The following is a 22091-nucleotide window of genomic DNA, read 5'->3' as shown; positions in this document are numbered from 1 at the left end:
TCTGCGCCGACCAAAATGGAATGGAGAGATTAAAAATGCAGATATCAAGCAGATTTACGGTTGCACTTCATATTTTTACATGTGTGGATACATTTAAAGATGAACACAAGGTAACGAGCGATTTTCTTGCCGCCAGTATAAATACGAATCCCGTCATCATTAGAAAGATACTTACTCAGCTTAAGAACGCAGGACTAATAAATGTTATCAGAGGAACAGGCGGAATAGAGCTTACAAGAGATCTTAAAGACATAACTTTTTATGATGTGTATCAGGCAATTGAGCCTTTGGAGGATGGAGATTTATTTAGATTTCATGAATCACCAAATCCAGAGTGTCCTGTTGGTAGGAATATCCATTTACTTTTGGATGATAAGTTGAAAAGCATCCAGGAAGCGATGGAATCAGAGATGAAAAAATACACTCTTAATGATTTAAGATCCGGAATGCAGGAACTGTTGGCAAAAGAAGCTTAACAATGAGACTCTGAGGTGTTTACTTCAGAGTCTTTTTTAGAAGGATGCGGAATATGTCTAATAATAAAACACAGGAAGAACGTCTTGATTATCTTGTAGAAGGATTCAAGGCAGATTCTGATGAATATAAGGAAATACAGACGCCAAATAGTACGGAAGATAAAAGACGAATCTTAAGGTCACTTATGAATATCCGTATGCCGAAAGAATTGTCCTCTGATGTAATGAAAGTACAGGATGAATATTTATTAGAGAGAGCAGCTGAAAAGGGTGTGGTGAATCTATCAGACATCCCGGTTATCAGGGATGGACTTTCTATTTGGCAAGGGGATATCACAAGACTTTCGGTGGATGCTATTGTTAATGCCGCTAATTCGCAGATGCTTGGTTGTTTTGTTCCGATGCATACTTGCATAGATAACTGTATCCATACTTTTGCAGGAGTGCAATTAAGAGCTGAGTGCTACAGGCAGATGAATGAACTTCGAATAAGATACGGAAGAGACTATGAACAGCCTACTGCCGTTCCAATGCTCACTGAAGCGTATAATCTTCCGGCAAAGAAAGTAATTCATATAGTAGGACCAATTGTCCAGTACAAACTTACGGATAAATTTGAAAAGGATTTGGAGAACTGCTATAGAAACACTTTGGATATGTGTGCTGAAAATGGCCTGAAGAGCGTTGCTTTTTGCTGTATTTCGACAGGGGTATTTCATTTTCCTAACAAAAAAGCAGCTGAGATTGCCGTTAAGACTGTATCAGAATGGCTTCGTGATAATCCTGGTAAGGTAGAAAGGGTGATATTCAATGTTTTTAAAGACGAAGATAAGGCCATTTATGAAAAACTTATATGATGATATGCCTAATGGTTATCAGGAAACTATAGAGAAAGGAATGAATGCTGTGAGATACTTTACTAGAAGCATGTCCTATGGTAAGGGAAGCAAAGAAGAACAGATAAGCAGACTTAAAACAGAAATCAAGGAAGCAGATGCCATTGTTATAGGTGCGGGTGCAGGATTATCAACATCAGCAGGGTTTACTTACAGTGGCGAACGTTTTGAAAATTACTTCTTTGATTTTGTCAAAAGATTTGGTGTCAGGGATATGTATTCAGGTGGTTTCTATCCGTTTCCGAGCGAAGAAATACGCTGGGCCTGGTGGGCGAGACATATTTATTTTAACAGATATATTGATGCTCCAAGGCCAGTGTATAGGGATCTTCTTAAGATTGTTTCCGATAAGGATTATTTTGTTATCACAACAAATGTAGATCACCAGTTTCAAAGAGCAGGTTTTGACAAGAAAAGACTGTTCTATACTCAGGGTGATTATGGTTTGTTTCAGAGCGTGAATCCTGATATTCAGAAAACCTTTGATAATGAAGAGTGGGTAATGAAAGCTATGGAAGCACAAGGTTTTGTAAGAGATGATCAGGGAGTATTTCAGGTACCGATTGATGGTAAGCTACTGATGGAAATTCCTTCTAAGATGATTCCAAAGTGTCCTGATGACGGCTCTGATATGACTATGAATTTGAGAGCGGATGATTCTTTTGTCGAAGATGAAGGATGGCATAGGGCATCTGCAGCATATTCTGATTTTATTCGTAGACATGAGAATCTTCATGTTCTTTATCTTGAGCTGGGAGTAGGAGCTAATACGCCTGTAATAATAAAGTATCCGTTCTGGCAGATGACATTGGCAAACGAGAAGGCGGTATATGCCTGCTTAAATTATGGTGAATCATTCTGCCCAGAGGAAATTGCAGATAGAAGTATATGTATTGATGGTGATATTGCAACCATATTACAAGAGTCCTGACCGACATTGTCTCGTTTTGACTCGTTTTGTCTCGTCTCGACCGACATTAGCACTTTTCTTACAGATTTAACGGTGCTATTATTATCATAGACAAGTGAGAGGTAAACAAAAGCCACTCACTTGTTTTTCTTTTGCAGAAGAATAGGAAGCATGGGCTTTTTCTCACTTGGATAGATTTCCGCACAGATGCTGGCAAAGTCATCTGGTGAAATCGACATTCCTTTTTCAAACCAGAGAAGAAAAGAATTAAAGATTCCGCCGGTATGATAATATACGGAAATCTCTTTGATGAAATCATGCTCCAGATGCTGCTTGTCTATGAAGATCATGTTAAGTACGTCAAGGAGAAGATAAGAAAGCCCTGCTTTATGGATGAGAAGCAGTTCATCCTTTTTCTCATAAAAAGTGTTGAAATGGACTCTTAGATAGCTTCGCGTGGATGCTTTGACATTCTCATCCATACTGTCGAGGCTCTTTTCGAGGAGCCTGGCATAGAAGCGGCGGATGATATCCTCCTTGGAGTCAAAGTTGCGGTAATATGTGGATCGGTTCACTCCTGCTTTTTCCGTGATCTGACCGATGGTGATATTGTTGTAATCTTTTGTATGCATGAGAATAAGCAGGGCTTCCACGACATAATCCCTTATCATTTCGTTGGTAACATTTTTATGTTTCATAGCGTCTCCTGTTAAGCAACAATTTATTTGGTTTTGTTGCACCTGGCACCTGGAGTGTTGAAATGGTTTCTTGTTTGTGATATCTTGATTATGCAACAAATGTTGCTTAAAGTCAATCACAGGAGGAAATAAGATGGATATCAAAGCAATCGATCATAATGTAAATGTATTGGCAATGAAAAAGAATGGAAAGCGCTATGGAATGTGTGTTGCATGGGCTACACAGATCTCTGCTGATCACATCCTGTGCGCAGTCGGCGGACAGAGCAGTACAGGGAACGCCATAGAAGAGGGCGATATTGTCGGCTTCTCCAATCTTGCAAATGGACAGCAGATGGTCTGCTTTACTTTGGGAGATATGGAGAAGCATTCGGATACTGTAGATAAACTTGTAAACATCCCATGCGCAGAGGACGATGGGGCTATCCTGATCGACGGTGCAAGAACGGCAATCAAGTGCCGTGTGATAAAGAGTGTTAAGATTGAGGGTGTGGATACGACAAACATGGTATGCCTTGAGATGCTTTCTGGAAATGAGAATGATGTTCCCGCCCTTCACATTGCTGATCTTGGAGGGATGTAAATGCTGCTTGACTTCAATTCTATGCAGGAGATCACCTGTCCGGGCATGAATGATGGTACCGGTACTATGTCATCAAGGATGTATGTGGATACGGAGAATAGGATGGTCTATTGCCGCATTCATCCGGGCGGTTCTATCGGAAGGCATAAACACACAGGCAGCTCCGATATCAATTATGTGATCAGCGGGCATGGCATAGCGATCTGTGACGGAGAAGAGGAAATGCTTGTACCCGGAACGTGCCACTACTGCAGGAACGGACAGGCACACAGCATCATAAATGACGGTGACGAAGATCTGATAATCTTTACTGTTGTGCCGAAGGCTGCGGAGGTGTGAAAGTGCAGGAATATGTATTTGACAAAGAACTGAAAGAGGCAACCATCATAAAACGTAATTCGCAGTTTAATGAGTATGGATGAGCTTGCTGTTATGGATGGCAGTAAATGTATCGTGCAGGTGAGAGGCGTAAGACTTTTTCTTTCAGATAAGTATGACCTGACGAAGCATCCAAACTATCCGCTGACAGCAGATTATGACAAGAAGAACTGGTTCGATATTGAGAAGTATCTGAACAGAAAGCTTGTCCTACATCCAAATGATGAATACGAAGTATTTAACGATGCCTAGGCTAATGGAGTATAAGAGAAGAAATTTTTCACTGACATTTTTAAAATTCATCCCGTATAATTGAGGATGAGTTATTTAACTTATACTTAGTATATTCGCTGGAGAAATGAGATTCATGAAATTTGCTATGTTACTGTGGAGTTTTGGATTTTTTGAGTAACTACCATATCTTTTAAATAACAGAATCAATGTAGCAAAGGAGATTATAGATATGGAATTTAATAAAGTTATTCAGAAGAGAGAGTCTGTTCGTAAGTACAGCGATACAAAGCCAACAGAAGATCAAGTGAAATATATTCTGGAAGCAGGGCGCTTAGCACCAACAGCTTTTAATAAACAACCACAACGAGTGTATATACTAAAAAGTGGAGAAGCTCTTCAGAGGATGGACAGTGTTCATCCATGCCGTTATGGAGCACCGATGGTAATTCTAGTATGTTCCGATAAAAATGCTGCAAGTAATTTTCAGGGTGGAAATAGCTATTTGACAGATGGTGTTATTGCAGCAACACATATGATGCTGGCAGCAACAGATATAGGATTGGATACATGTTGGGCTGGAGTGAATGATGTTCTTAAAACACAGAAGGTTTTTGACCTGCCAGAAAACATCTATCCTATTTGTTTCTTGGATTTGGGATTTCGCGCTAGCGATTTCAAAGGTGTATCTAGCGATAAAAAAAGAAATCCAATTGATTCAATGGTAACTATTTTATAAAAAAATGCGGCGTAACCCAAGGGCGATTGTAAAGCAGGAGTCATAACCTGCCGCCGTATTTACTCCTGTAGAGGAGTATAGCGGAAGATTCCGCGTTAATTAATGCAGCGCTGTGCCGGAAAAGTCACTGCAGAAGACATCCGGCTTACAACTGAATATGGAACTTTTTTCAAGGGTAATTAACGAGAGTCACGGTCTGACTGCCATGGCTCTTTTTTATTTTTTTATAGGAAAGTCCTCCATTGTAATGGCAGATTTGTATATAAAAATCAAAAATACCCGCCGACAGGCGGGTACACGAAGTAAGACGGCGTATGGTCAGAAGATGTCCACATTCGCGCTAACGATTCATAGGCGTATTCCAATTAGAAGGCTCTCATTCATCGGAATGGTGGCGCTCAAAGTCCGGACAGGTGGCTCTGGGGAGCTGAAGGCATTGGATGTTGAAAGGAATTTTTGGGAAGGGTATAGTGCGTTATATTACTATTGGAAAGATTCTTTGAGATGAGCTAGAAATCTTTCAGCGATAGGTGTAAACGCCTGATATCTATTCCATGCTATATATATTCTATTTTCAAGCTTCGGAGACAGTGGTCTGAATACAAGGCCGCTGTCTTTTGACGTATTTACAAGATGATCATAGGTGAGAAGATATCCTAAGCCTTCCATGGCAAAAATTGATCCATTGTAAGAAAGGCGGAAGGAACCTTCTAACTGAAGCTCTGAAAATCTGCTTCCAGCCCAGTTTTTAATATCTCCATTCCATGCCTGATCTGAACAGAATAATGGCAAGCCTACAAGGTCATCCAAACGGATGGCTTTTTTCTTTGCCAGGGGATCGGTATCTGGAATGATAAGTCCCCAGGTGTCTTTTTGAGGGAATTCGATATATTCGTATTTGCGGATATCCGGTTGTTCTACCAGTACTACAAAATCAAGTAAGCCTTTATCGGCTTTTTCAGAGAGCTGCTCTGTATCACCGCTTGTGATGTGATAATGAAGGTTCGGATAGTGTTGTTTAAAATCTTTTATAGATCTTGCAAGGTATCGAAGCTGGTAGGATTCAGCAAGACCAAGATAGAGTTCTCCACCAGCTATATCATCTAGAGAAACAAATTCCTGCTCGATTTTATCAGCCATGCTGACAAGATCTTCGGCACGATTGCGCAGCAGAATTCCTTCATCAGTAAGCTGGATACTAAAAGCATGTCTTGTGAAAAGCTTTTTCCCAAGTTCGTCCTCCAGCGATTTAAGCTGTTTTGACAGGGTAGGCTGAGTTACATGCAGAAGTTCAGCAGCTCTACTCATATTTTCTTCTCTTGCCACTGCTAAAAAATATCTTAAGGTTCTAATCTCCATAGAATTTCCTTTCCATGATCAGTGCACTCGAAATACTTCGTATTTCTCGTTCTTCGGCATTCGCCGAATATCAATATTTATAAAAGTATGCACTGATGTGAGCAAGCTCCCAAGTTCATACTTTTATAAATATTGCTGTACTGCTCATTACTATATGATATGCCAAAACAGAATATCATGATATTCATTATAACCATTAGCGAGAGTATTTACAAGCTCGTACAATAAAGATGTCAGGTAAACAGTACGATCGAGTGAGGAAATCTCATGGATAAAGAAAAACTGAAACAGTGCCTTATGGATACAGGATGTCACGAAGATGCATCAGAAAATATCCTTAAGCAATATGAATCTGGAAGCATGGAAAACATGTTTCGACTTTTGAAAAAAGAGCGTTGCCGCATAATGGATGAATATCATGAATGTGGAAGAAAAATTGATTGCATGGATTTTATGCTTAGAAAAATCGAAAGCGAAATGAACAAGAATAACGGAGGTATCAAGTGATGATGAAAACAGAAGAACTTAATTTAGTAACAGAGTGGGACAAGACTTTTCCAAAGAGTGAAAAAGTAGATCACAGCAAGGTGACATTTGTGAATCGTTATGGGATTACCCTTGCTGCAGATATGTATGTACCAAAGAATGAGACTGGAAAGCTTCCTGCTATCGCGGTATCAGGACCTTTTGGTGCAGTTAAGGAACAGTGTTCCGGCCTCTATGCACAGACTATGGCTGAAAGGGGATTTCTTACCATTGCCTTTGATCCCTCTTTTACAGGTGAAAGTGGAGGCGTGCCGCGATATATGGCATCTCCGGATATTAATACAGAAGATTTTATGGCAGCGGTGGACTTTCTGTCATTAAATGACAAAGTGGATCCAGACAGAATCGGAATTATCGGAATCTGTGGATGGGGTGGAATGGCACTGAATACAGCTGCTCTTGACACTAGAATCAAGGCGACCGTTGCTTCTACTATGTACGATATGACCAGAGTAAATGCAAATGGATATTTTGATTCTGAAGACAGTGAAGAAGCACGTTTTGAAAAGAAGAAAGCTATGTGCGCACAGAGACTTGAGGATTTGAAAAACGGTGAGTATAAACTTGGAGGCGGCGTAGTAGATCCTCTTCCGGAGGATGCTCCGTTCTTTGTAAAGGATTATTATGATTACTACAAGACAGATCGTGGATATCACCCTCGTTCTTTAAACTCCAATGGTGGTTGGAATGTAATCGGATGTGAGTCCTTTATGAACCAGCCAATTCTTAAATACAGCAATGAAATCAGAAATGCGGTTCTTATTATCCATGGTGAAAAGGCACACTCTTGTTACTTTGGCAAAGATGCCTATACCAATATGGTAAAGGATAGTAAATATGCAGATAACAAGGAGCTAATGATTATACCGGAAGCAACGCATACAGATCTCTATGATGGTGGAGATAAGGATTATATTCCATTTGATAAGTTAGAGAGTTTCTTCCATGAGTATTTAAAGTAAAAATCGGAAGGCAAAGTCACTATGGAGAGTACTTTACAGGACAAAGCTATCTGGCCCAGATATCCTCAGAACAGGTGCCTGCATTTAATGTGACATTTGAGCCTGGTTGTCGTAACTTCTGGCATATTCATCATGCGAAATCCGGTGGAGGGCAAATGCTCATATGTATAGGTGGCAGAGGCTGGTATCAGGAGGAAGGAAAAGAATTGTTGCAACACTGGTGGTCTTCTTTTTGTTGTTAACCGGGTGTAAAGCAAATAATACCGGTGATTTTCAAGAAGATAATGTTGGGCAGATGAAATCCGGTGTTCAAACAGATACAAATGAGTCAAAGGAGCAGACGGAGATGAAAATAGCGGATGAAAGCACACTGGCTGATAATCAGATTTGTGTAACAGTAGGAAGCAGATCATTTATTGTGAATCTGGAAGATAATGAAACTGCCAAAGCTTTAAGAGAAATGCTTGCGGATGAGGATTTGACTATTTCAGCATCAAATTATGGAGGTTTTGAGAAGGTCTGTCAGTTGGGAAAAACTCTACCACGTAACGACAATCAGATTACAACTGAGGCTGGGGATGTAATGTTATACAGTGGAAATCAGATCGTATTCTTTTATGGCGCTAATTCATGGTCATATACGAAAATAGGTAAAGTGGAAGCGTCGAGTATCGAAGAACTTGAAAGTGTGTTAAGTGGATCAGAGACAGAAGTCAAATTAAGCTTAAAATAAGGAGATGGATAATTTGAAAAAGATAGTAATTCTTTCAACAAGCCCTCGAAAAAACAGTAATTCAAATGCATTGGCTGAGGAATTTGCAAAAGGCGCAAAAGAAGCTGGGAATGAGGTTGAAATCATATCTGTGATTGGCAAGAAAATAGAGTTCTGTAGAGGATGTTTTGTCTGTCAGAAGACTGGGCAATGTGTGATAAAGGATGATGTAAATGAAATCGAGCAGAAGGTCCTTGAAGCTGATGTAATTGTTTGGGCTACGCCTATATATTATTACGAGATGTCAGGACAGATGAAAGTGCTGATTGATAGACTGAACCCTATGTTTACAAAGGATTATAAGTTCAGAGATGTATATTTTCTTGCAGCTGCAGCCGAGGATGATAAGGCAGTCCCTCAAAGAGCAATAGAAGGGACAAAAGGATGGATTGAATGCTTTGATAAAGCCAGTTTTAAGGGCTATGTATTTTGTGGAGGTGTAACAGATATCGGTGACATCAAAGAAAAGGAAAGCCTGAGAGAGGCATATGAGATGGGCCTTGGCATTAATTAAGTTGCTTGACCGATTTTGACTCGTTTTGTCTCGTCTCGACCGACATTAGCACTTTTTTTATAGATTTAACGGTCGGAAAAATCCCCTCTTTTTACAAAGGAAAAGCAACTGCTTCGCTGTACAGTTTCTGCAGTAGTTTGATAAAAGCAACAAGATTCGGCCGGTGATCTGCCTTATGAGAGCATAAGACACATGAAAAAGTGTCGTCACAGTCATAAGGAATCCATGCGAACTGTCCGCTGTGGTCGTTAAGAAAACCCGGAGCCAGGCAGATTCCTTTACCGGAGGCAATGTTGGTCAGTGTGGTGTCATGATCCGGACTGTTAAAATACTCAATCTTTCCCGTTGAAATTAGCTTTTGTTGAACGGAGCGAAGGAGTGCCGGGGAGCCGCCGCCCACCATAAGAGTGCGGCCGTATATATCTTCATCGGTAATGAGATTTTTTGCCGCCAGAGGATCGTTCTTGTCACAGATTAGGTAGATATGACTCTGAAACAGCTTGTGGACCGCAGTGCCTGCAAGCTGTTTTGTCTGTTCTTCCAGGGCGAATACGACATCCGATTCATTCTTTAAAAAGCGATCCATGCTGTTATCATATTGGAATCGGGGCGTGATCTGAGTGCCGGCTGCTTCTTTTTCAAATTCCCTGATTGCTTCCGGCAGGAAACAGATGGCCTGTCGAACCATCATACTGATCGTTATATTTTCTTTGTATTTCGCACTGAAATTTTGGCCCTGCTCAATGGCTCGGTTCAATTCTTTTCTCATATTTGTAAGGAATGCTACGAACTGTTCTCCGGCAGGCGTAAGAGAAGCACCTTTTCCATTTCTCGCAAATATCTCAAAACCAACTTCCTCTTCAAGAAGTTTTATCTGATATGAAAATGTAGGCTGGCTTACAAACATATTCTCGGCACCTCTGGAGAAGTTTTCCGTACGAGCCAGTTCGATACAAAAATCAATCTGCTTTGTTGTCATATCTCACCCATGCTATTTAAAAATTAAATCAAGTATATAGTGTTTTTATTGGATATTATAAAACCGGCGTGAGATAATGTAAACAGAAAAAGAACGCAGCAACTGGCAGTCAGAAATACCGATAGAAGCTTCAAAAGGAGGAAAAATGGCAAAAACATTAATCGCTTTCTTCTCAAGAGCGGATGAAAACTATTTTGGCGGAGCAATGAGATATGTAAAGGTCGGTAACACAGAAATTGTTGTTAACCAGATGAAAGAACTGATAGATGCAGATACATTCAAGATTGAGATGTTAAATCCTTATTCTCCGGTGTACATGACCTGCATTGATGAAGCAAAGAAAGATCTAAGAGAAAGTGCTCGTCCTGAGCTTACAACCTACATAGACAGTATTGATGCGTACGACACCATTGTGCTTGCTTATCCAAATTACTGGGGAACATTTCCGATGGCAGTTGCAACTTTCCTTGAAAGATACGATTTCACAGGAAAAACAATCCTTCCTCTTTGCACCAACGAGGGAAGTGGCATGGGTTCGAGTGAACGTGATGTAAAAAAGTGTGCGAAGGGCGTAGAGGTAAAAAGTGGACTTGCAATTACCGGAAGTCAGGCTGCAAATGCGAAAACAGCTGTAGAGAAGTGGTTTTCCGCTAACGGGTTGATGTAAAGGAATAGAGATGGAGGATAGATTCGTGGATTACAAAATATGATAGAGAAAAACATAGAAGGTCTTAGAAGTCTTATGTCTTCAGACTATTGTCTTTATCATATGACTGGTGTGAAGCAGTCTGCAGATGAGTTTTTAAACGGATTAAAAAGTGGCACCTTTAATTATTTTTCAGCAGAGCATGATGACATTATAGTTAAGATTCAAGGTGATGAGGCAACCATGACAGGTAAAAGCAGAGTAGTTGCTGCTGTCTACGGTGGAGGAAAAAGAAGCTGGAGATTGCAGGGTGATTTTACACTTAGAAAAGAAAATGAAAACTGGAAGTTTACAAGTTCCAGAGCATCAACATATTAAGGAGGATTTACAAATGGAAAACATCGTATTAAACAACAAATTAGAGTGCCCGGCAGTAGGAATTGGAACATTTATGCTGTCACCTGCAGATGCAGAAAATAGTGTGAGAGAAGCACTTAAGATGGGATACAGACTGGTAGATACAGCGAACGCTTATGTAAATGAGCGTGCTGTAGGGCGGGGGATCAAGGAAAGCGGAGTTGACAGAACGGAAGTATTTTTATCGACAAAACTCTGGCCGTCGGAGTATGAGAATGAAAATGCTGTAGATGAGACATTGGAGCGTCTTGGCGTTGACTATGTGGATCTATTATACATTCATCAGCCTGCTGGTAATTGGCTCGCAGGGTACAGACAGCTTGAGAAAGCTTATAAAGAAGGAAAAGCTAAGGCTATTGGAATCTCAAATTTCGAAGGAAAGTATATTGAAGAACTACAGACTAAATGGGAAATTGTTCCTCAGTTTATTCAGGTAGAAGCGCATCCGTATTTTACGCAGACAGAGCTCCGTAAGACTTTGGACAAATATGACATTAAGCTTATGAGCTGGTATCCGCTTGGACATGGTGACAAGTCTCTGATCAACGAGCCGGTATTTGCTGGACTTGGCAAAAAATATGGCAAGTCATCTGCACAGATTATACTTCGGTGGCATACACAGATGGGATTTGTCGTTATTCCGGGAAGTAAAAATGTGGATCACATCAGGGATAATTTAGACATTCTCGATTTTAAGCTGACAGATGAAGAGATGGCAGAAATCGCCGGGCTTGATAAGAATGAGAGATATTATCACAGAACAGAAGCTCAGCTTGTTCAGTTTGCCGCATGGAAACCGGATTATGAAAAATAAGATAGTAAAGGCTTTTTAATAAAGGTTTATTTAGTGTAGAGGATCTTAGGATCCTCTATTTTTTTAGAACAGTTATTTTGAAAGAGATAGCTGTTCTTATTTATTACAACTTTTGAATATGTATTCCGTGATGGAGGCGGATTCTATATAATGATAGGCAGTGACATAAATCGGAATTATTAGAGGCAAATTATATTTCAGCTTTACGTTTTATGAAAACATAAAAAATGTATATTGACTCTCACATTATGTGAGGGATTATCGTTGTAGTGAGCTCAAGAGAAAAACATCCATGGAGGTAGGAACAAATGCTTAAAATAGGCGAATTTTCAAAACTATCCAGAGTAAGCATCAGGATGTTACGTCACTATGATGATATCGGACTTTTGAAACCGGCTGAAATCGATAATTTTACCGGGTACCGCTATTATCGCGAGGAACAGCTTTTTACCATCGGGAGGATCACATCACTCAAGGATATGGGCTTTGCCCTTGCAGATATTATCAAGATCCTTGACAGCTATGATGATAAAGAAAAGATGGATGCCTTTCTGTCAGAGAGGCAGATGGAACTATCAAAGCTTTCCAAAGAAACGGAGTACAAACTGATGCTTCTGGAAACAGCCAGAAAGAGGCTGAGGAAGGAGCAGAATATGAGTTTTGATGTAACTGTAAAAACAATACCTGAGAGATATGCTGCCACGGTTCAGATGGTGGTTCCTCACTATGAGGATGAAGGAATGCTTTGGAATACAATGATGAGCGAATGCAAGAATCTTGTGCCGGCAGACCTGTGTCTTGCGGCGGCTGAGTTTCTTGACCCCGAGTACAAGGAAGAAAATGTTGAGATCATTGCGTGGATGACCGTGAGTGGATCTTATAACGATACAGAACATGTGAAGTTTAAAATTCTTCCTGAAGTAAAAGTTGCAAGTTGTATTATTAAAGGCAGCTACGATCAGCTGGGTGAGGCATATGCAACTGTGGCGTCATGGATCAAAGCTAATGGATATAAAATGAATGGTCCTATGTTTAATATCTATCATGTGAGTCCTGCACAGACACAGAATCCTGATGAGTATGTAACGGAAGCTTGTTTCCCTATTGAGTAAATACTATCTATGCCAAGGAGCTTAAGTGTTCCTTGGCATATTATTGAAAGGAGCGGTCATGGAATATGTTCATGTAACAAAAGATAACCTCGAAGAGGAGCATATTTGCTGCGCGATATCAAATAATAAGGATGTTCAGGTCTCTTCAAAGAAGGCATGGCTTTCGGAGCGGTTTGATGAAGGGCTTGTTTTCCTAAAGAGCGTAGAGCGCGGAAAGTGCTTTATCGAATATATCCCGGCGGAAAACGCATGGATTCCGATAGAGGCAGATGGATATATGTACATTGACTGTCTTTGGGTGTCCGGGGCTTTCAAAGGACATGGATATTCTACTGATCTACTTACTGCCTGCATCGAGGATAGTAAGGAAAAGGGGAAAAAAGGACTTTGTATTCTTTGCGCTTCAAAGAAGAAACCGTTTCTGGCTGATCCGAAGTTTCTAAAGTACAAAGGATTTGTCGTGAGCGATGAAGCTGATAATGGGATTCAGCTTTGGTATATGCCATTCGATAAAAATGCAAAAGCTCCGCTGTTTAAGGAATGTGCAAAACATCCGCATATAGAAGAGAAGGGATATGTTCTGTACTATACGAATCAGTGCCCGTTCAATGCAAAATATGTCCCGGTTTTGGAGCAGACGGCAAAAGAAAATGATATTGCATTCAAGGCAATACATCTTGAAAGCAAAGAAGAAGCACAGAATGCACCGACACCGATCACGAATTATGCGTTGTTCCATGATGGGGAGTATGTTACAAACGAGCAAATGAACGATAAGAAATTCTTAAAACTCACAGGAAAGTGATATTCGTATTAACCGGAATACAATGTAGACTGACAAATCGCATTTTGTTGAGAGATTATAGTACTGTTTTATTGACGATTGGGATTTGAGGAGGAAAAAAGATGAGACAGTATATTGTTGATGCTTTCACGGATAAACCATTTACCGGTAATCCTGCAGCGGTTTGTGTTATGGACGAATGGCCGTCAAAAGAATCGATGATGAAACTTGCTATGGAGAACAATCTTTCCGAAACCGCGTTTATTGTAAAAGAGACCGAAGGTTATCATCTTCGTTGGTTTACACCGGGAACCGAGGTCGAACTATGCGGTCATGCTACCTTGGCATCGGCTTTTGTGATTCTGAATTATTACGAGCCGGACAGCTGCACGGTACAGTTTAATACTTTGAGTGGAGTGTTGACGGTTAAAAGAACGGGAAGTCTGTACGAAATGGATTTCCCGACATATGAACTCAAAGAGATTCCCGTTACAGATGATATGGAGAAAGCCTTTGGCATCCGGCCTGTAAAAGCAGTTCTGGGTCTTGATCTTATTTGCATATTTGATTCAGAGAAGAAGGTACGGGAAATGAATCCGGATCAGAAAGCGTTAATGCAAATAGAAGGCCGTATACAAAACGCAACAGCCCGTGGAAACACGATTGACTGCGTTTCACGGAGCTTTTGCCCGAAACTTTCTATAGAAGAAGATCCGGTATGTGGTTCGGCTCATGTACAAATTGCTGACTACTGGCTGAGGGAACTGGGGAAAGATACTATTGACGCATATCAGGCTTCAAGACGTGGCGGTTATCTGCAGTGCGAAAGACGGAAAGATGGCAGAATGTCTATAAGAGGTGAGGCTGTTCTTGTGGCTACTTCGGAATTGGCTGTGTGTCTGTAAATTCAAGTTTGTCGACCTAATTGAATACTGAACGTAACATAGAGAAGTTATCTCAAATCGAGGTAGCTGCTCTTTTTGTATTTTCGAAAAAGAAAAATATTGTAAGTTTTGAAAGTGGATGATAAAATGATTTTCAAAAGTGAAAAGAAATTAAAGTTTTGAAAGCGGGATTTATATGAAGATTATTGAAAGAAAAAATTATTTGAATAGACTCATTCGATTAAAGGATACTCCTGATATAAAGATAATAACAGGATTGAGACGTTCTGGAAAGTCTGAGTTGGTGCGAGCATATATGGAACTGATACGCACAAACGAAGATACAAATATAATATACGTTGATTTTGCAGATTTAAAATTCGATGATTTAAAAACATATAAGGAACTCTATAATTTTTGCGAAGGACAATACATTGATGGTAAAACAAATGTCATTGTTGTAGATGAAGTTCAAATGTGTGAAAAATTTGAGCTTGCTATCAATAGTTTATATAACAGCCGAAAATATGATATCTATATTACAGGGTCCAATGCATTTTTGTTAAGCTCAGATTTATCGACGTTATTTACTGGGAGATTTATAGAAATTCCTGTTTATCCATTTAGTTTTGCTGAATATTGTGAGTACTATGGATATGATTCTAATACAGCAAATGTATTGGATTCATATGTTATGAGTGGTGGTTTATCTGGGGCATACGTATACAGCGAAAAAGAGGATCAGGCATCATATATAAAGGATGTTTACACTACAATTATAAAACGTGATCTTGTAAATAAGTATGGTATTAAGGAAGAAGCACTTTTGGATTCTTTAACAGATTATATGATGGATAATATTTCCAATCTGACATCTGCTAGTAAGATTAGTAATGTTTTTAAGCAAAATAAGGTTGAGACGAATCATATAACAATAGGAAATTATATGAAGTATCTCTGCAGTGCATTTATGTTCTACAAAGTAAAACGATACGACATTCGTGGAAAAAAGTATTTAGAAACATCAGATAAATACTATCTTAGCGATTTAGGATTTAGATATGCAATGCTTGGAACAAGAAATATGGATTATGGACGAGCATATGAAAATATAGTTGCCTTAGAATTACTCAGGAGGGGCTACGAGATTTATGTTGGCAAGTTGTATCAGAAGGAGATAGATTTTGTAGCTATGAAACAAAATGAGAAGCTGTATATCCAAGTATCAGATAATATTTCTGATTCAGATACATTGGAAAGAGAGCTGTCTCCACTAAGAGCGATAAAAGATGCATATCCTAAGATTTTGATAGCGAATACAAAGCATGATGACTATGACATAGAAGGAATAAAAGTACTAGATTTAACTAATTGGTTAATGAGATAAATCGGAATTTTTAGAGGCAAATTATATTTCAGGATAACGTTCTATTGAGGATTTCAAAAATGAACTATAAGGTAATTGACAGAGAGACATACTATAGGAAGGGCGTGTTTCGCCACTTTTCGGAAGATTGTAAATGCTCGACATCCATAACAGCGAGAATAGATGTCACGGATCTTGTCACATATTCGAAGAATAACGGGACAAAGTTTTATATCAATTTCCTATATTTAATCTCAAAGGTTTTGAATTCACGTGATGATTACAGAATGGGATATCTTTGGCAGACTGATGACCTGATCTGCTACGATGTGATCAATCCTACACAGTATGTTTTTCATGAGGATACGGAAACATGTACTCCCGTATATACTGAATACTGTAAGGACTATGAAAAGTTTTACGCCTCTGCTTTGCGGGATATAGAAGAGGCAAAGAAGACGAGAGAATACGTTTTGGATATGGCTAATCATCCAAATTGGTTTGATGCATCGTACATATCATGGTTATCTTATGATTCATTGAATATTGAATTACCGGATGGACATTTGTTTTTTGCTCCGATCATTAATTGGGGGAAATATAGAAAAGAGAACGGCAGTCTGGTTATGCCTGTAACAGTTCGCCTGAATCATGCAATCGCTGATGGCTACCTGGTTGCAAATGTATTTCGGCTCTTGGAGCAGGAAATCAAGTCATTTGTCAGGCAGATACTGTAGTGAATAAAATTGGAAGTTATGATATGTGTGCTTGACACAAATACTCCTATATCGTAGTATAAAACTACGATATAGGAGTATTGAATTATGAAGACAAATGGTGGATTTCTTGTTACAAAAATAAAACAGCTGGGTGATCGTATATTTGAAAGGATACTGGCAGAAAAAAACATTGATGCATTTAACGGAGCTCAGGGAAGGATTCTTTATGTCTTATGGCAGGAAGATGGTGTTCCTATTAAAATTATTTCCGAGAAAAGCGGACTTGCAATTACTTCACTTACGACCATGCTTGAGCGGATGGAAAAAAACGGACTGATAAGTCGCAAAACTGATGAAGCTGATAAGAGAAAAACTCTTCTGTTCCTCACAGATAAAGCCAAAGAACTTAAAGAAGCTTATGACTCCGTATCCAATGAGATGGGGAATATTTATTATCGTGATTTTACGGATAAAGAGATTCTTCAGTTTGAAGAGTATCTTAACCGCATCAGGGTAAACCTTGAGGAATGGAGTGACAAATGAGTATTTGTATTAAAGATCAGATTCAGAACATGAATCTTGTTATAGGGTGCACTGTTGGATGTCCGTACTGCTATGCCAGAAACAATACGAGGCGTTATCACATCATAGATGATTTTGAAAAGCCACAGTTTTTTCAAGGAAAGCTTCGTATGATGGAAAAGAAAAAGCCGCAGAATTTTCTGCTGACCGGCATGAGCGATCTCTCGGGCTGGCATGAGGAATGGAGAGAGGAAGTCTTTAAAAAGATAGCAGAGAATCCTCAGCACCAGTTTCTTTTTCTTACCAAACGACCGGATCTTCTGTCTTTTGAAACAGATCTTGATAATGCATGGTTTGGCGTTACAGTTACGAGAAAGTCTGAGTTATGGCGTATTGATGCACTGCGGAGCAATGTGAAGGCAAAAAAATATCATGTTACCTTTGAGCCTTTGTTCGATGATCCGGGTAAGGTTGATCTTACAGGAATTGACTGGATTGTGGTGGGAACCATGACAGGTGCAAAGAGCAGGACTGTTAAAACAGATCCCGGGTGGGCTTATTCATTGACAGAACAGGCTCATGAACTGAACATTCCTGTATTCTGGAAAGAAGATCTTGTTCCGATTATGGGAGAAGAAATGATACAGGAAATGCCGGATGCTTTTAACAAAGTGCTGGAGGAACAGAGGATATGGAACAACCAAAAATCAAAGTAAATCATATAGAAACAAAAAGTGTAATGACAAAATCGAATACTCCTATTGGAGGATATTCGGTGAATCCCTATGTGGGGTGTCCCCATGCCTGTAAATACTGCTACGCATCTTTTATGAAACGCTTTACAGGGCATACGGAGGAATGGGGAACTTTCATGGATGTGAAAGACTGGCCTGAAATAAAGAATCCAAAGAAGTATGCCGGCCAGAAGGTAATCATTGGAACAGTTACGGATGGTTATAATCCGCTAGAGGAAACATATAAAAATACAAGAAGACTTCTGGAAGAACTAAAGGACAGTGGTGCGGACATACTTATCTGCACAAAGTCAGACCTTGTACTAAGAGATCTGGATCTGCTAAAAGAGATCAATGAAAATAGCAGACTTACAGTATCATGGTCAATCAATACTCTCGATGAAGAGTTTAAAGATGATATGGATGCGGCAGTAAGCATAGAAAGAAGGCTTGCTGCAATGAAAGAGGTATATGCGGCAGGCATTCGTACAATTTGCTTCATTTCACCCGTTTTCCCGGGGATTACGGATATAGAAGCAATCATAGACAGGACAAAAGATCAGTGTGACCTTGTATGGCTTGAGAATCTGAATCTTCGCGGAGGTTTTAAGGCAGATATCATGAAATACATTTCCGATAAACATCCGGATCTGGTGCCGCTGTATGACGAAATTTATAACAAAAAGAACCGCAGCTATTTTGAAGCGCTGGAAAAGAAAGCAGAAGAGCTGGCTAAAAAGTATGATTGCAGGTTTGTTGATAATGAAACTCCGTATGAGAGAGTAGAGAAAGGACATCCAACAATCGTAGATTACTTTTACCACGAAGAAGTAAGAGGAACTGCCAATAGTGGAAAGAGAAATGTAATTCATAATCCTTGATGGAAGAATAAACCGGAAGTTAATCGCACAAATTCCAGTTGCGGAGGTAAAGATGGTAATAATTATAACGGGAGCATCCCATGTCGGGAAAACGATTCTGGCACAACGGATGCTTGAGAAATACAAATACCCTTATTTTTCAATTGACCATTTGAAAATGGGACTTATTCGTAGCGGCATTACTGATTTCACCCCAGAAGACGATGATGAACTTACAGACTATCTTTGGCCAATCGTTCGAGAGATAATAAAGACTGCTATTGAGAATGAGCAGAACCTTATTGTTGAAGGCTGCTATATACCTTTTGATTGGAGGAATAGTTTTGGGGAGCAGTATCTTCAGTCGATAAGATTCATCTGCCTTGCTATGTCAGATGAATATATAGATTCGCATTTTGAAGAAATAAAATCACATGGCTCTGATATCGAAACAAGGCTTGATGATTCTAATTGTTCAGCTGAGCAACTTAAACAAGATAACCACCAAATCATAGAGGGGTACCAATCTAACGGAGAACAGATCACTCTAATCACAGAAAGCTTCGATGATTCGATAAGGGGAGTATTGGATTAGCAAATTTGAAATAAACCATTTATCTACCACTTATGACATATTTTACTGTAAAAAACAAACAAAACTATTATATTATTGTATAGGTGTATATCATTGTTTTGTAGATTTTATTTAAAAAAACAAAACATTACAGAGCCAGTAATAGTAGGGGTTTATGGGTCAAAATTATTTTGTTTAAAAAAATATGGTTTTACAAGTGTTTGACGCTAAAAACCAAAAACCAAAAAATCCCAAAGAAACAAAAAAATTTTAAAATTCTTTAGAGCTGCCTGTAATAATTGCAGGCGGCTTTTTTTGAAGATGGAGATCGTTATGACCAATGGTAAAGTAGCTGTAATTACAGGTGGTGCTCACGGCATTGGAAAAGCTGTAGCAGAATCGTTTCGTGCTGATGGTGTTACCGTGCACATTATTGATAAAACACTCGGGGACTGGTTCGTGGGTGATGTAGGAGATAAGGATACATTAGAGAGATTTGCAAAACATGTCATAGAACAGTCCGGACATATAGATTATCTCATCAATAATGCGCTTCCAATCATGAAAGGAATTGATGAATGCAGTTACGAGGACTTTCAATATGCCCTTTCCGTTGGCGTGACAGCTCCGTTTTACCTTACGAAGCTATTGATGCCTGTATTGTCAGATGGAGCATCTATTATAAATATATCATCATCTCGTGACAGGATGAGCCAGCCTAAAACAGAAAGCTATACTGCGGCAAAGGGCGGGATAGCTGCATTAACACATGCCCTAGCAATCAGCCTTGCAGGAAAAGCCAGAGTGAACAGTATTTCACCGGGATGGATAGATACGACTGATACTGAAATCATAGGAGCAGATGCCTTACAGCAGCCTGTAGGACGAGTAGGAACGCCGGAAGATATCGCTGAAATGGTGAAGTTTCTATGTTCTGATAAAGCCGGTTTTATCACGGGTGAGAATATCTGTATAGACGGCGGCATGACAAGACAGATGATCTATCATGGCGAACATGGATGGACATACAATGTTTGAGAATGTTAAAAAGGAGCTTAGATCATGATACGTAAAGCAGTGAAATCGGACCTTGATGCAGTAGTAAATATCTATGATGAGATCCATCAGGCAGAGGAAGCAGGGATAATTTCTGTTGGGTGGATCAGGGGGATATATCCTGTAAAAGAGACGGCAGAAGAGGCTTTGAAAAGAGATGACCTTTTTGTTATTGAAAAGGACGGCATTGTCCTTGGTTCAGGAATCATAAATAAGGTTCAGATGGATATATATAATAATGTCAAATGGGAGCATGAGGTGGAAGATGATAAGGTGTGTGTGCTGCATACACTTGCAATATCACCTCGATCGGGAAAGATGGGACTCGGCAAGCAGTTTCTCAGATTTTATGAGGATTATGCATTACATAATGGTTGTTCCGAACTTAGGATAGATACAAACGAACTAAATATTATTGCACGAAAAATGTACAGTAAACTTGGATATAAAGAGCTTTCTATTTTACCTACAATCTATAACGGTTTACCCCATGTAAATCTGGTGTTGATGGAAAAATATATTGGAGGACATGCATGACTCTTTCTACAATTTTGTCTTTACTTATTACGGTTTTAGTATGCGGAATACTATATTACAGGATGATAAAAAGGGAGATACCTAAACCTATTGGCTGGATACAGGCCCTTGTACCGATTGCCTTAGGTATGGCCACGATGGAAATCTCAGGTTTTATAGGAGTTAAGCTCTTTTTTGCAAATACTGCATTGAGGACTGCAGTTGATCAGATGCCTTCATTAATGGGATCGCTTGTAAGTGCCTTTATGGCCGCCGGCATGCCGGAAGAAGTTATCAAGTTTATTGCAATCCTCTTGTTTGCCACAATCTTTAAAACTTGATCTCTATATTGAAGGTAAGGATGAGCAGAAAGTATATGATGCTTTGAATAAGATGTTTGTTCTTGAAGAATTTTAGATTATGAAGGTGATAATACCAGAAAGTTAAAAAGATAAATGCCCACCATAGGTACCTGTCACTGTGAACGATTGTTCCCAGTGACAGGTACCTATTCTGGTAGTATGATTATTTGCATATGCAATCGATAAATCGGGATTTGTGGGGCTGATTTTATAATGAGAAGGAAATCGACAACTTCAAATTTATAGAGGTGAAGATTTGAAAAATGAAATAGTAGTATTTGAAACAAAGGATAAAGAGGTTAAGTTACCGGTTTCTCTTGAAAATGAAACAGTTTGGCTAAGTGCTAATCAAATGGCATTGCTTTTTGATAGAGATGAAAAGACTATTCGCAAGCATATCAATAATGTTTTTGCTGAAGATGAATTGGATATAGAGAACAACACGCAAAAAAATGCGTGTTGATGGGGTTAAACAAAAAGTTCCATTCCGGTTTTAGGCGGAGTAATCGGAGGCGGATTAACTTATGCGACATTTAAACCCTACTGTGATCGCTTAAAGGATGTACTTAAGGATACAATGCTGAGCAATCCGCACGATCATCATAGTTGGGCGGAGGAAGAACAGATTTTACAAGATATTGAAAATGGAGTGTTATATGCTTATGAGCAGGAAGAGTGAGAG

General features: G+C 39.4%; 29 protein-coding genes and 2 pseudogenes. 28 read left to right on the top strand and 3 right to left on the bottom strand.

From position 1 onward, the window contains the following. Positions 1-35: 35 nt before the first annotated feature. From BMW41_RS09445 to BMW41_RS09435, 3 genes are read left to right on the top strand one after another with little or no spacing between them, the layout of a single operon-like run. A complete protein-coding gene (locus BMW41_RS09445; RefSeq protein ID WP_027112095.1) occupies positions 36-476 on the top strand; it encodes an Rrf2 family transcriptional regulator in 441 nt (146 codons plus the stop codon). 53 nt (positions 477-529) lie between these two features. Beyond that, complete coding sequence (locus tag BMW41_RS09440; RefSeq protein ID WP_074649862.1) at positions 530-1333, top strand: protein-ADP-ribose hydrolase; 804 nt, start codon at positions 530-532, stop codon at positions 1331-1333. A gap of 40 nt (positions 1334-1373) precedes the next feature. Then, a complete protein-coding gene (locus tag BMW41_RS09435; protein ID WP_334292499.1) occupies positions 1374-2303 on the top strand; it encodes an SIR2 family NAD-dependent protein deacylase in 930 nt (309 codons plus the stop codon). 116 nt (positions 2304-2419) lie between these two features. Here BMW41_RS09435 and BMW41_RS09430 read toward each other — a convergent pair whose 3' ends face one another. Continuing rightward, the gene (locus BMW41_RS09430) at positions 2420-2980 is read right to left on the bottom strand and encodes a TetR/AcrR family transcriptional regulator (protein ID WP_074649860.1); all 561 of its coding nucleotides are present in this window, start codon (positions 2978-2980) and stop codon (positions 2420-2422) included. A gap of 133 nt (positions 2981-3113) precedes the next feature. Between BMW41_RS09430 and BMW41_RS09425 the strand changes: the two genes are divergently transcribed. The 4 genes and pseudogenes from BMW41_RS09425 (at position 3114) to BMW41_RS09410 (ending at position 4911) form a co-directional block, all read left to right on the top strand. After that, a complete protein-coding gene (locus BMW41_RS09425) occupies positions 3114-3563 on the top strand; it encodes a flavin reductase (protein WP_074649859.1) in 450 nt (149 codons plus the stop codon). After that, entirely contained in the window at positions 3564-3902 is a 339-nt protein-coding gene (locus BMW41_RS09420) for a cupin domain-containing protein (protein WP_074649858.1), read from the top strand. A gap of 60 nt (positions 3903-3962) precedes the next feature. Further along, positions 3963-4193 (top strand): annotated as a pseudogene (locus BMW41_RS09415) (type IV secretory system conjugative DNA transfer family protein); the annotation flags it as partial. A 211-nt stretch (positions 4194-4404) separates the two neighbouring features. Beyond that, positions 4405-4911, top strand: coding sequence for a nitroreductase family protein (locus tag BMW41_RS09410; protein ID WP_026490262.1), 507 nt, complete (start codon positions 4405-4407; stop codon positions 4909-4911). A gap of 483 nt (positions 4912-5394) precedes the next feature. Here BMW41_RS09410 and BMW41_RS09400 read toward each other — a convergent pair whose 3' ends face one another. After that, complete coding sequence (locus tag BMW41_RS09400; protein WP_074649856.1) at positions 5395-6270, bottom strand: LysR family transcriptional regulator; 876 nt, start codon at positions 6268-6270, stop codon at positions 5395-5397. Positions 6271-6537: 267 nt separating this feature from the next. Between BMW41_RS09400 and BMW41_RS09395 the strand changes: the two genes are divergently transcribed. From BMW41_RS09395 to BMW41_RS09375, 5 genes and pseudogenes are all read left to right on the top strand, one after another. Further along, entirely contained in the window at positions 6538-6777 is a 240-nt protein-coding gene (locus BMW41_RS09395; RefSeq protein ID WP_022750282.1) for a hypothetical protein, read from the top strand. Continuing rightward, complete coding sequence (locus tag BMW41_RS09390; RefSeq protein ID WP_083378872.1) at positions 6777-7778, top strand: alpha/beta hydrolase; 1002 nt, start codon at positions 6777-6779, stop codon at positions 7776-7778. Before BMW41_RS09395 ends, BMW41_RS09390 begins: the two co-directional genes overlap by 1 nt. Positions 7779-7798: 20 nt before the next feature. Next, positions 7799-7993 (top strand): annotated as a pseudogene (locus BMW41_RS15330) (gamma-carboxymuconolactone decarboxylase); the annotation flags it as partial. Further along, entirely contained in the window at positions 7942-8511 is a 570-nt protein-coding gene (locus BMW41_RS09380; protein ID WP_207646881.1) for a cyclophilin-like fold protein, read from the top strand. The pseudogene BMW41_RS15330 and the gene BMW41_RS09380, both read left to right, overlap by 52 nt. A gap of 4 nt (positions 8512-8515) precedes the next feature. Then, complete coding sequence (locus BMW41_RS09375; RefSeq protein ID WP_074649855.1) at positions 8516-9064, top strand: flavodoxin family protein; 549 nt, start codon at positions 8516-8518, stop codon at positions 9062-9064. Between the two features lie 91 nt (positions 9065-9155). Here BMW41_RS09375 and BMW41_RS09370 read toward each other — a convergent pair whose 3' ends face one another. After that, positions 9156-10043, bottom strand: a complete 888-nt coding sequence (locus BMW41_RS09370; protein ID WP_074649854.1) for a LysR family transcriptional regulator — start codon at positions 10041-10043, stop codon at positions 9156-9158. A 145-nt stretch (positions 10044-10188) separates the two neighbouring features. On the opposite strand from BMW41_RS09370, the gene BMW41_RS09365 reads away from it, so the two are divergent. From BMW41_RS09365 to BMW41_RS09290, 16 genes are all read left to right on the top strand, one after another. Continuing rightward, entirely contained in the window at positions 10189-10710 is a 522-nt protein-coding gene (locus BMW41_RS09365) for a flavodoxin (RefSeq protein ID WP_074649853.1), read from the top strand. A gap of 39 nt (positions 10711-10749) precedes the next feature. Beyond that, on the top strand, positions 10750-11067 hold the full coding sequence (locus tag BMW41_RS09360) for a nuclear transport factor 2 family protein (protein WP_074649852.1): 318 nt from the start codon (positions 10750-10752) through the stop codon (positions 11065-11067). Between the two features lie 13 nt (positions 11068-11080). Continuing rightward, positions 11081-11920 (top strand): aldo/keto reductase, encoded by an 840-nt coding sequence (locus tag BMW41_RS09355; RefSeq protein ID WP_074649851.1) that lies wholly within the window; start codon positions 11081-11083, stop codon positions 11918-11920. 308 nt (positions 11921-12228) lie between these two features. Further along, entirely contained in the window at positions 12229-13032 is an 804-nt protein-coding gene (locus tag BMW41_RS09350) for a MerR family transcriptional regulator (protein WP_074649850.1), read from the top strand. Between the two features lie 58 nt (positions 13033-13090). Continuing rightward, positions 13091-13837, top strand: coding sequence for an N-acetyltransferase (locus BMW41_RS09345; protein WP_074649849.1), 747 nt, complete (start codon positions 13091-13093; stop codon positions 13835-13837). A 101-nt stretch (positions 13838-13938) separates the two neighbouring features. After that, positions 13939-14721, top strand: a complete 783-nt coding sequence (locus BMW41_RS09340) for a PhzF family phenazine biosynthesis protein (RefSeq protein ID WP_031474693.1) — start codon at positions 13939-13941, stop codon at positions 14719-14721. 175 nt (positions 14722-14896) lie between these two features. Beyond that, positions 14897-16087: an ATP-binding protein gene (locus tag BMW41_RS09335; protein ID WP_074649848.1), complete on the top strand. Its 1191-nt coding sequence runs from the start codon at positions 14897-14899 to the stop codon at positions 16085-16087. Positions 16088-16146: 59 nt separating this feature from the next. Continuing rightward, complete coding sequence (locus BMW41_RS09330) at positions 16147-16803, top strand: CatA-like O-acetyltransferase, family 3 (RefSeq protein WP_074649847.1); 657 nt, start codon at positions 16147-16149, stop codon at positions 16801-16803. A gap of 87 nt (positions 16804-16890) precedes the next feature. Continuing rightward, on the top strand, positions 16891-17328 hold the full coding sequence (locus BMW41_RS09325; RefSeq protein WP_013282512.1) for a radical SAM mobile pair system MarR family transcriptional regulator: 438 nt from the start codon (positions 16891-16893) through the stop codon (positions 17326-17328). Next, positions 17325-18023 carry a radical SAM mobile pair protein A gene (locus BMW41_RS09320; RefSeq protein WP_022762011.1) on the top strand — a complete coding sequence of 233 codons (699 nt, stop codon included), beginning with the start codon at positions 17325-17327 and terminating at the stop codon, positions 18021-18023. Before BMW41_RS09325 ends, BMW41_RS09320 begins: the two co-directional genes overlap by 4 nt. Then, complete coding sequence (locus BMW41_RS09315; RefSeq protein WP_074649846.1) at positions 17999-18922, top strand: radical SAM mobile pair protein B; 924 nt, start codon at positions 17999-18001, stop codon at positions 18920-18922. Before BMW41_RS09320 ends, BMW41_RS09315 begins: the two co-directional genes overlap by 25 nt. A gap of 52 nt (positions 18923-18974) precedes the next feature. Continuing rightward, positions 18975-19496 (top strand): P-loop nucleotide/nucleoside kinase family protein, encoded by a 522-nt coding sequence (locus BMW41_RS09310; RefSeq protein ID WP_074649845.1) that lies wholly within the window; start codon positions 18975-18977, stop codon positions 19494-19496. A gap of 312 nt (positions 19497-19808) precedes the next feature. After that, complete coding sequence (locus tag BMW41_RS09305) at positions 19809-20513, top strand: SDR family NAD(P)-dependent oxidoreductase (protein ID WP_074649844.1); 705 nt, start codon at positions 19809-19811, stop codon at positions 20511-20513. A 24-nt stretch (positions 20514-20537) separates the two neighbouring features. Then, positions 20538-21068, top strand: a complete 531-nt coding sequence (locus tag BMW41_RS09300; protein ID WP_074649843.1) for a GNAT family N-acetyltransferase — start codon at positions 20538-20540, stop codon at positions 21066-21068. After that, complete coding sequence (locus BMW41_RS09295; RefSeq protein ID WP_074649842.1) at positions 21065-21388, top strand: hypothetical protein; 324 nt, start codon at positions 21065-21067, stop codon at positions 21386-21388. The genes BMW41_RS09300 and BMW41_RS09295 overlap by 4 nt, the downstream gene beginning before the upstream one ends. A 277-nt stretch (positions 21389-21665) precedes the next feature. Then, positions 21666-21872: a virulence RhuM family protein gene (locus BMW41_RS09290; RefSeq protein WP_074649841.1), complete on the top strand. Its 207-nt coding sequence runs from the start codon at positions 21666-21668 to the stop codon at positions 21870-21872. Positions 21873-22091 lie beyond the last annotated feature (219 nt).

This window comes from [Clostridium] aminophilum (assembly GCF_900101295.1).
In the GTDB taxonomy this organism is placed as follows: Bacteria; Bacillota; Clostridia; order Lachnospirales; family Lachnospiraceae; genus Clostridium_R; species Clostridium_R aminophilum_A.
The sequence above is the reverse complement of the archived record's forward strand: the minus strand, read 5'-3'. Positions and strand labels throughout refer to the sequence as shown.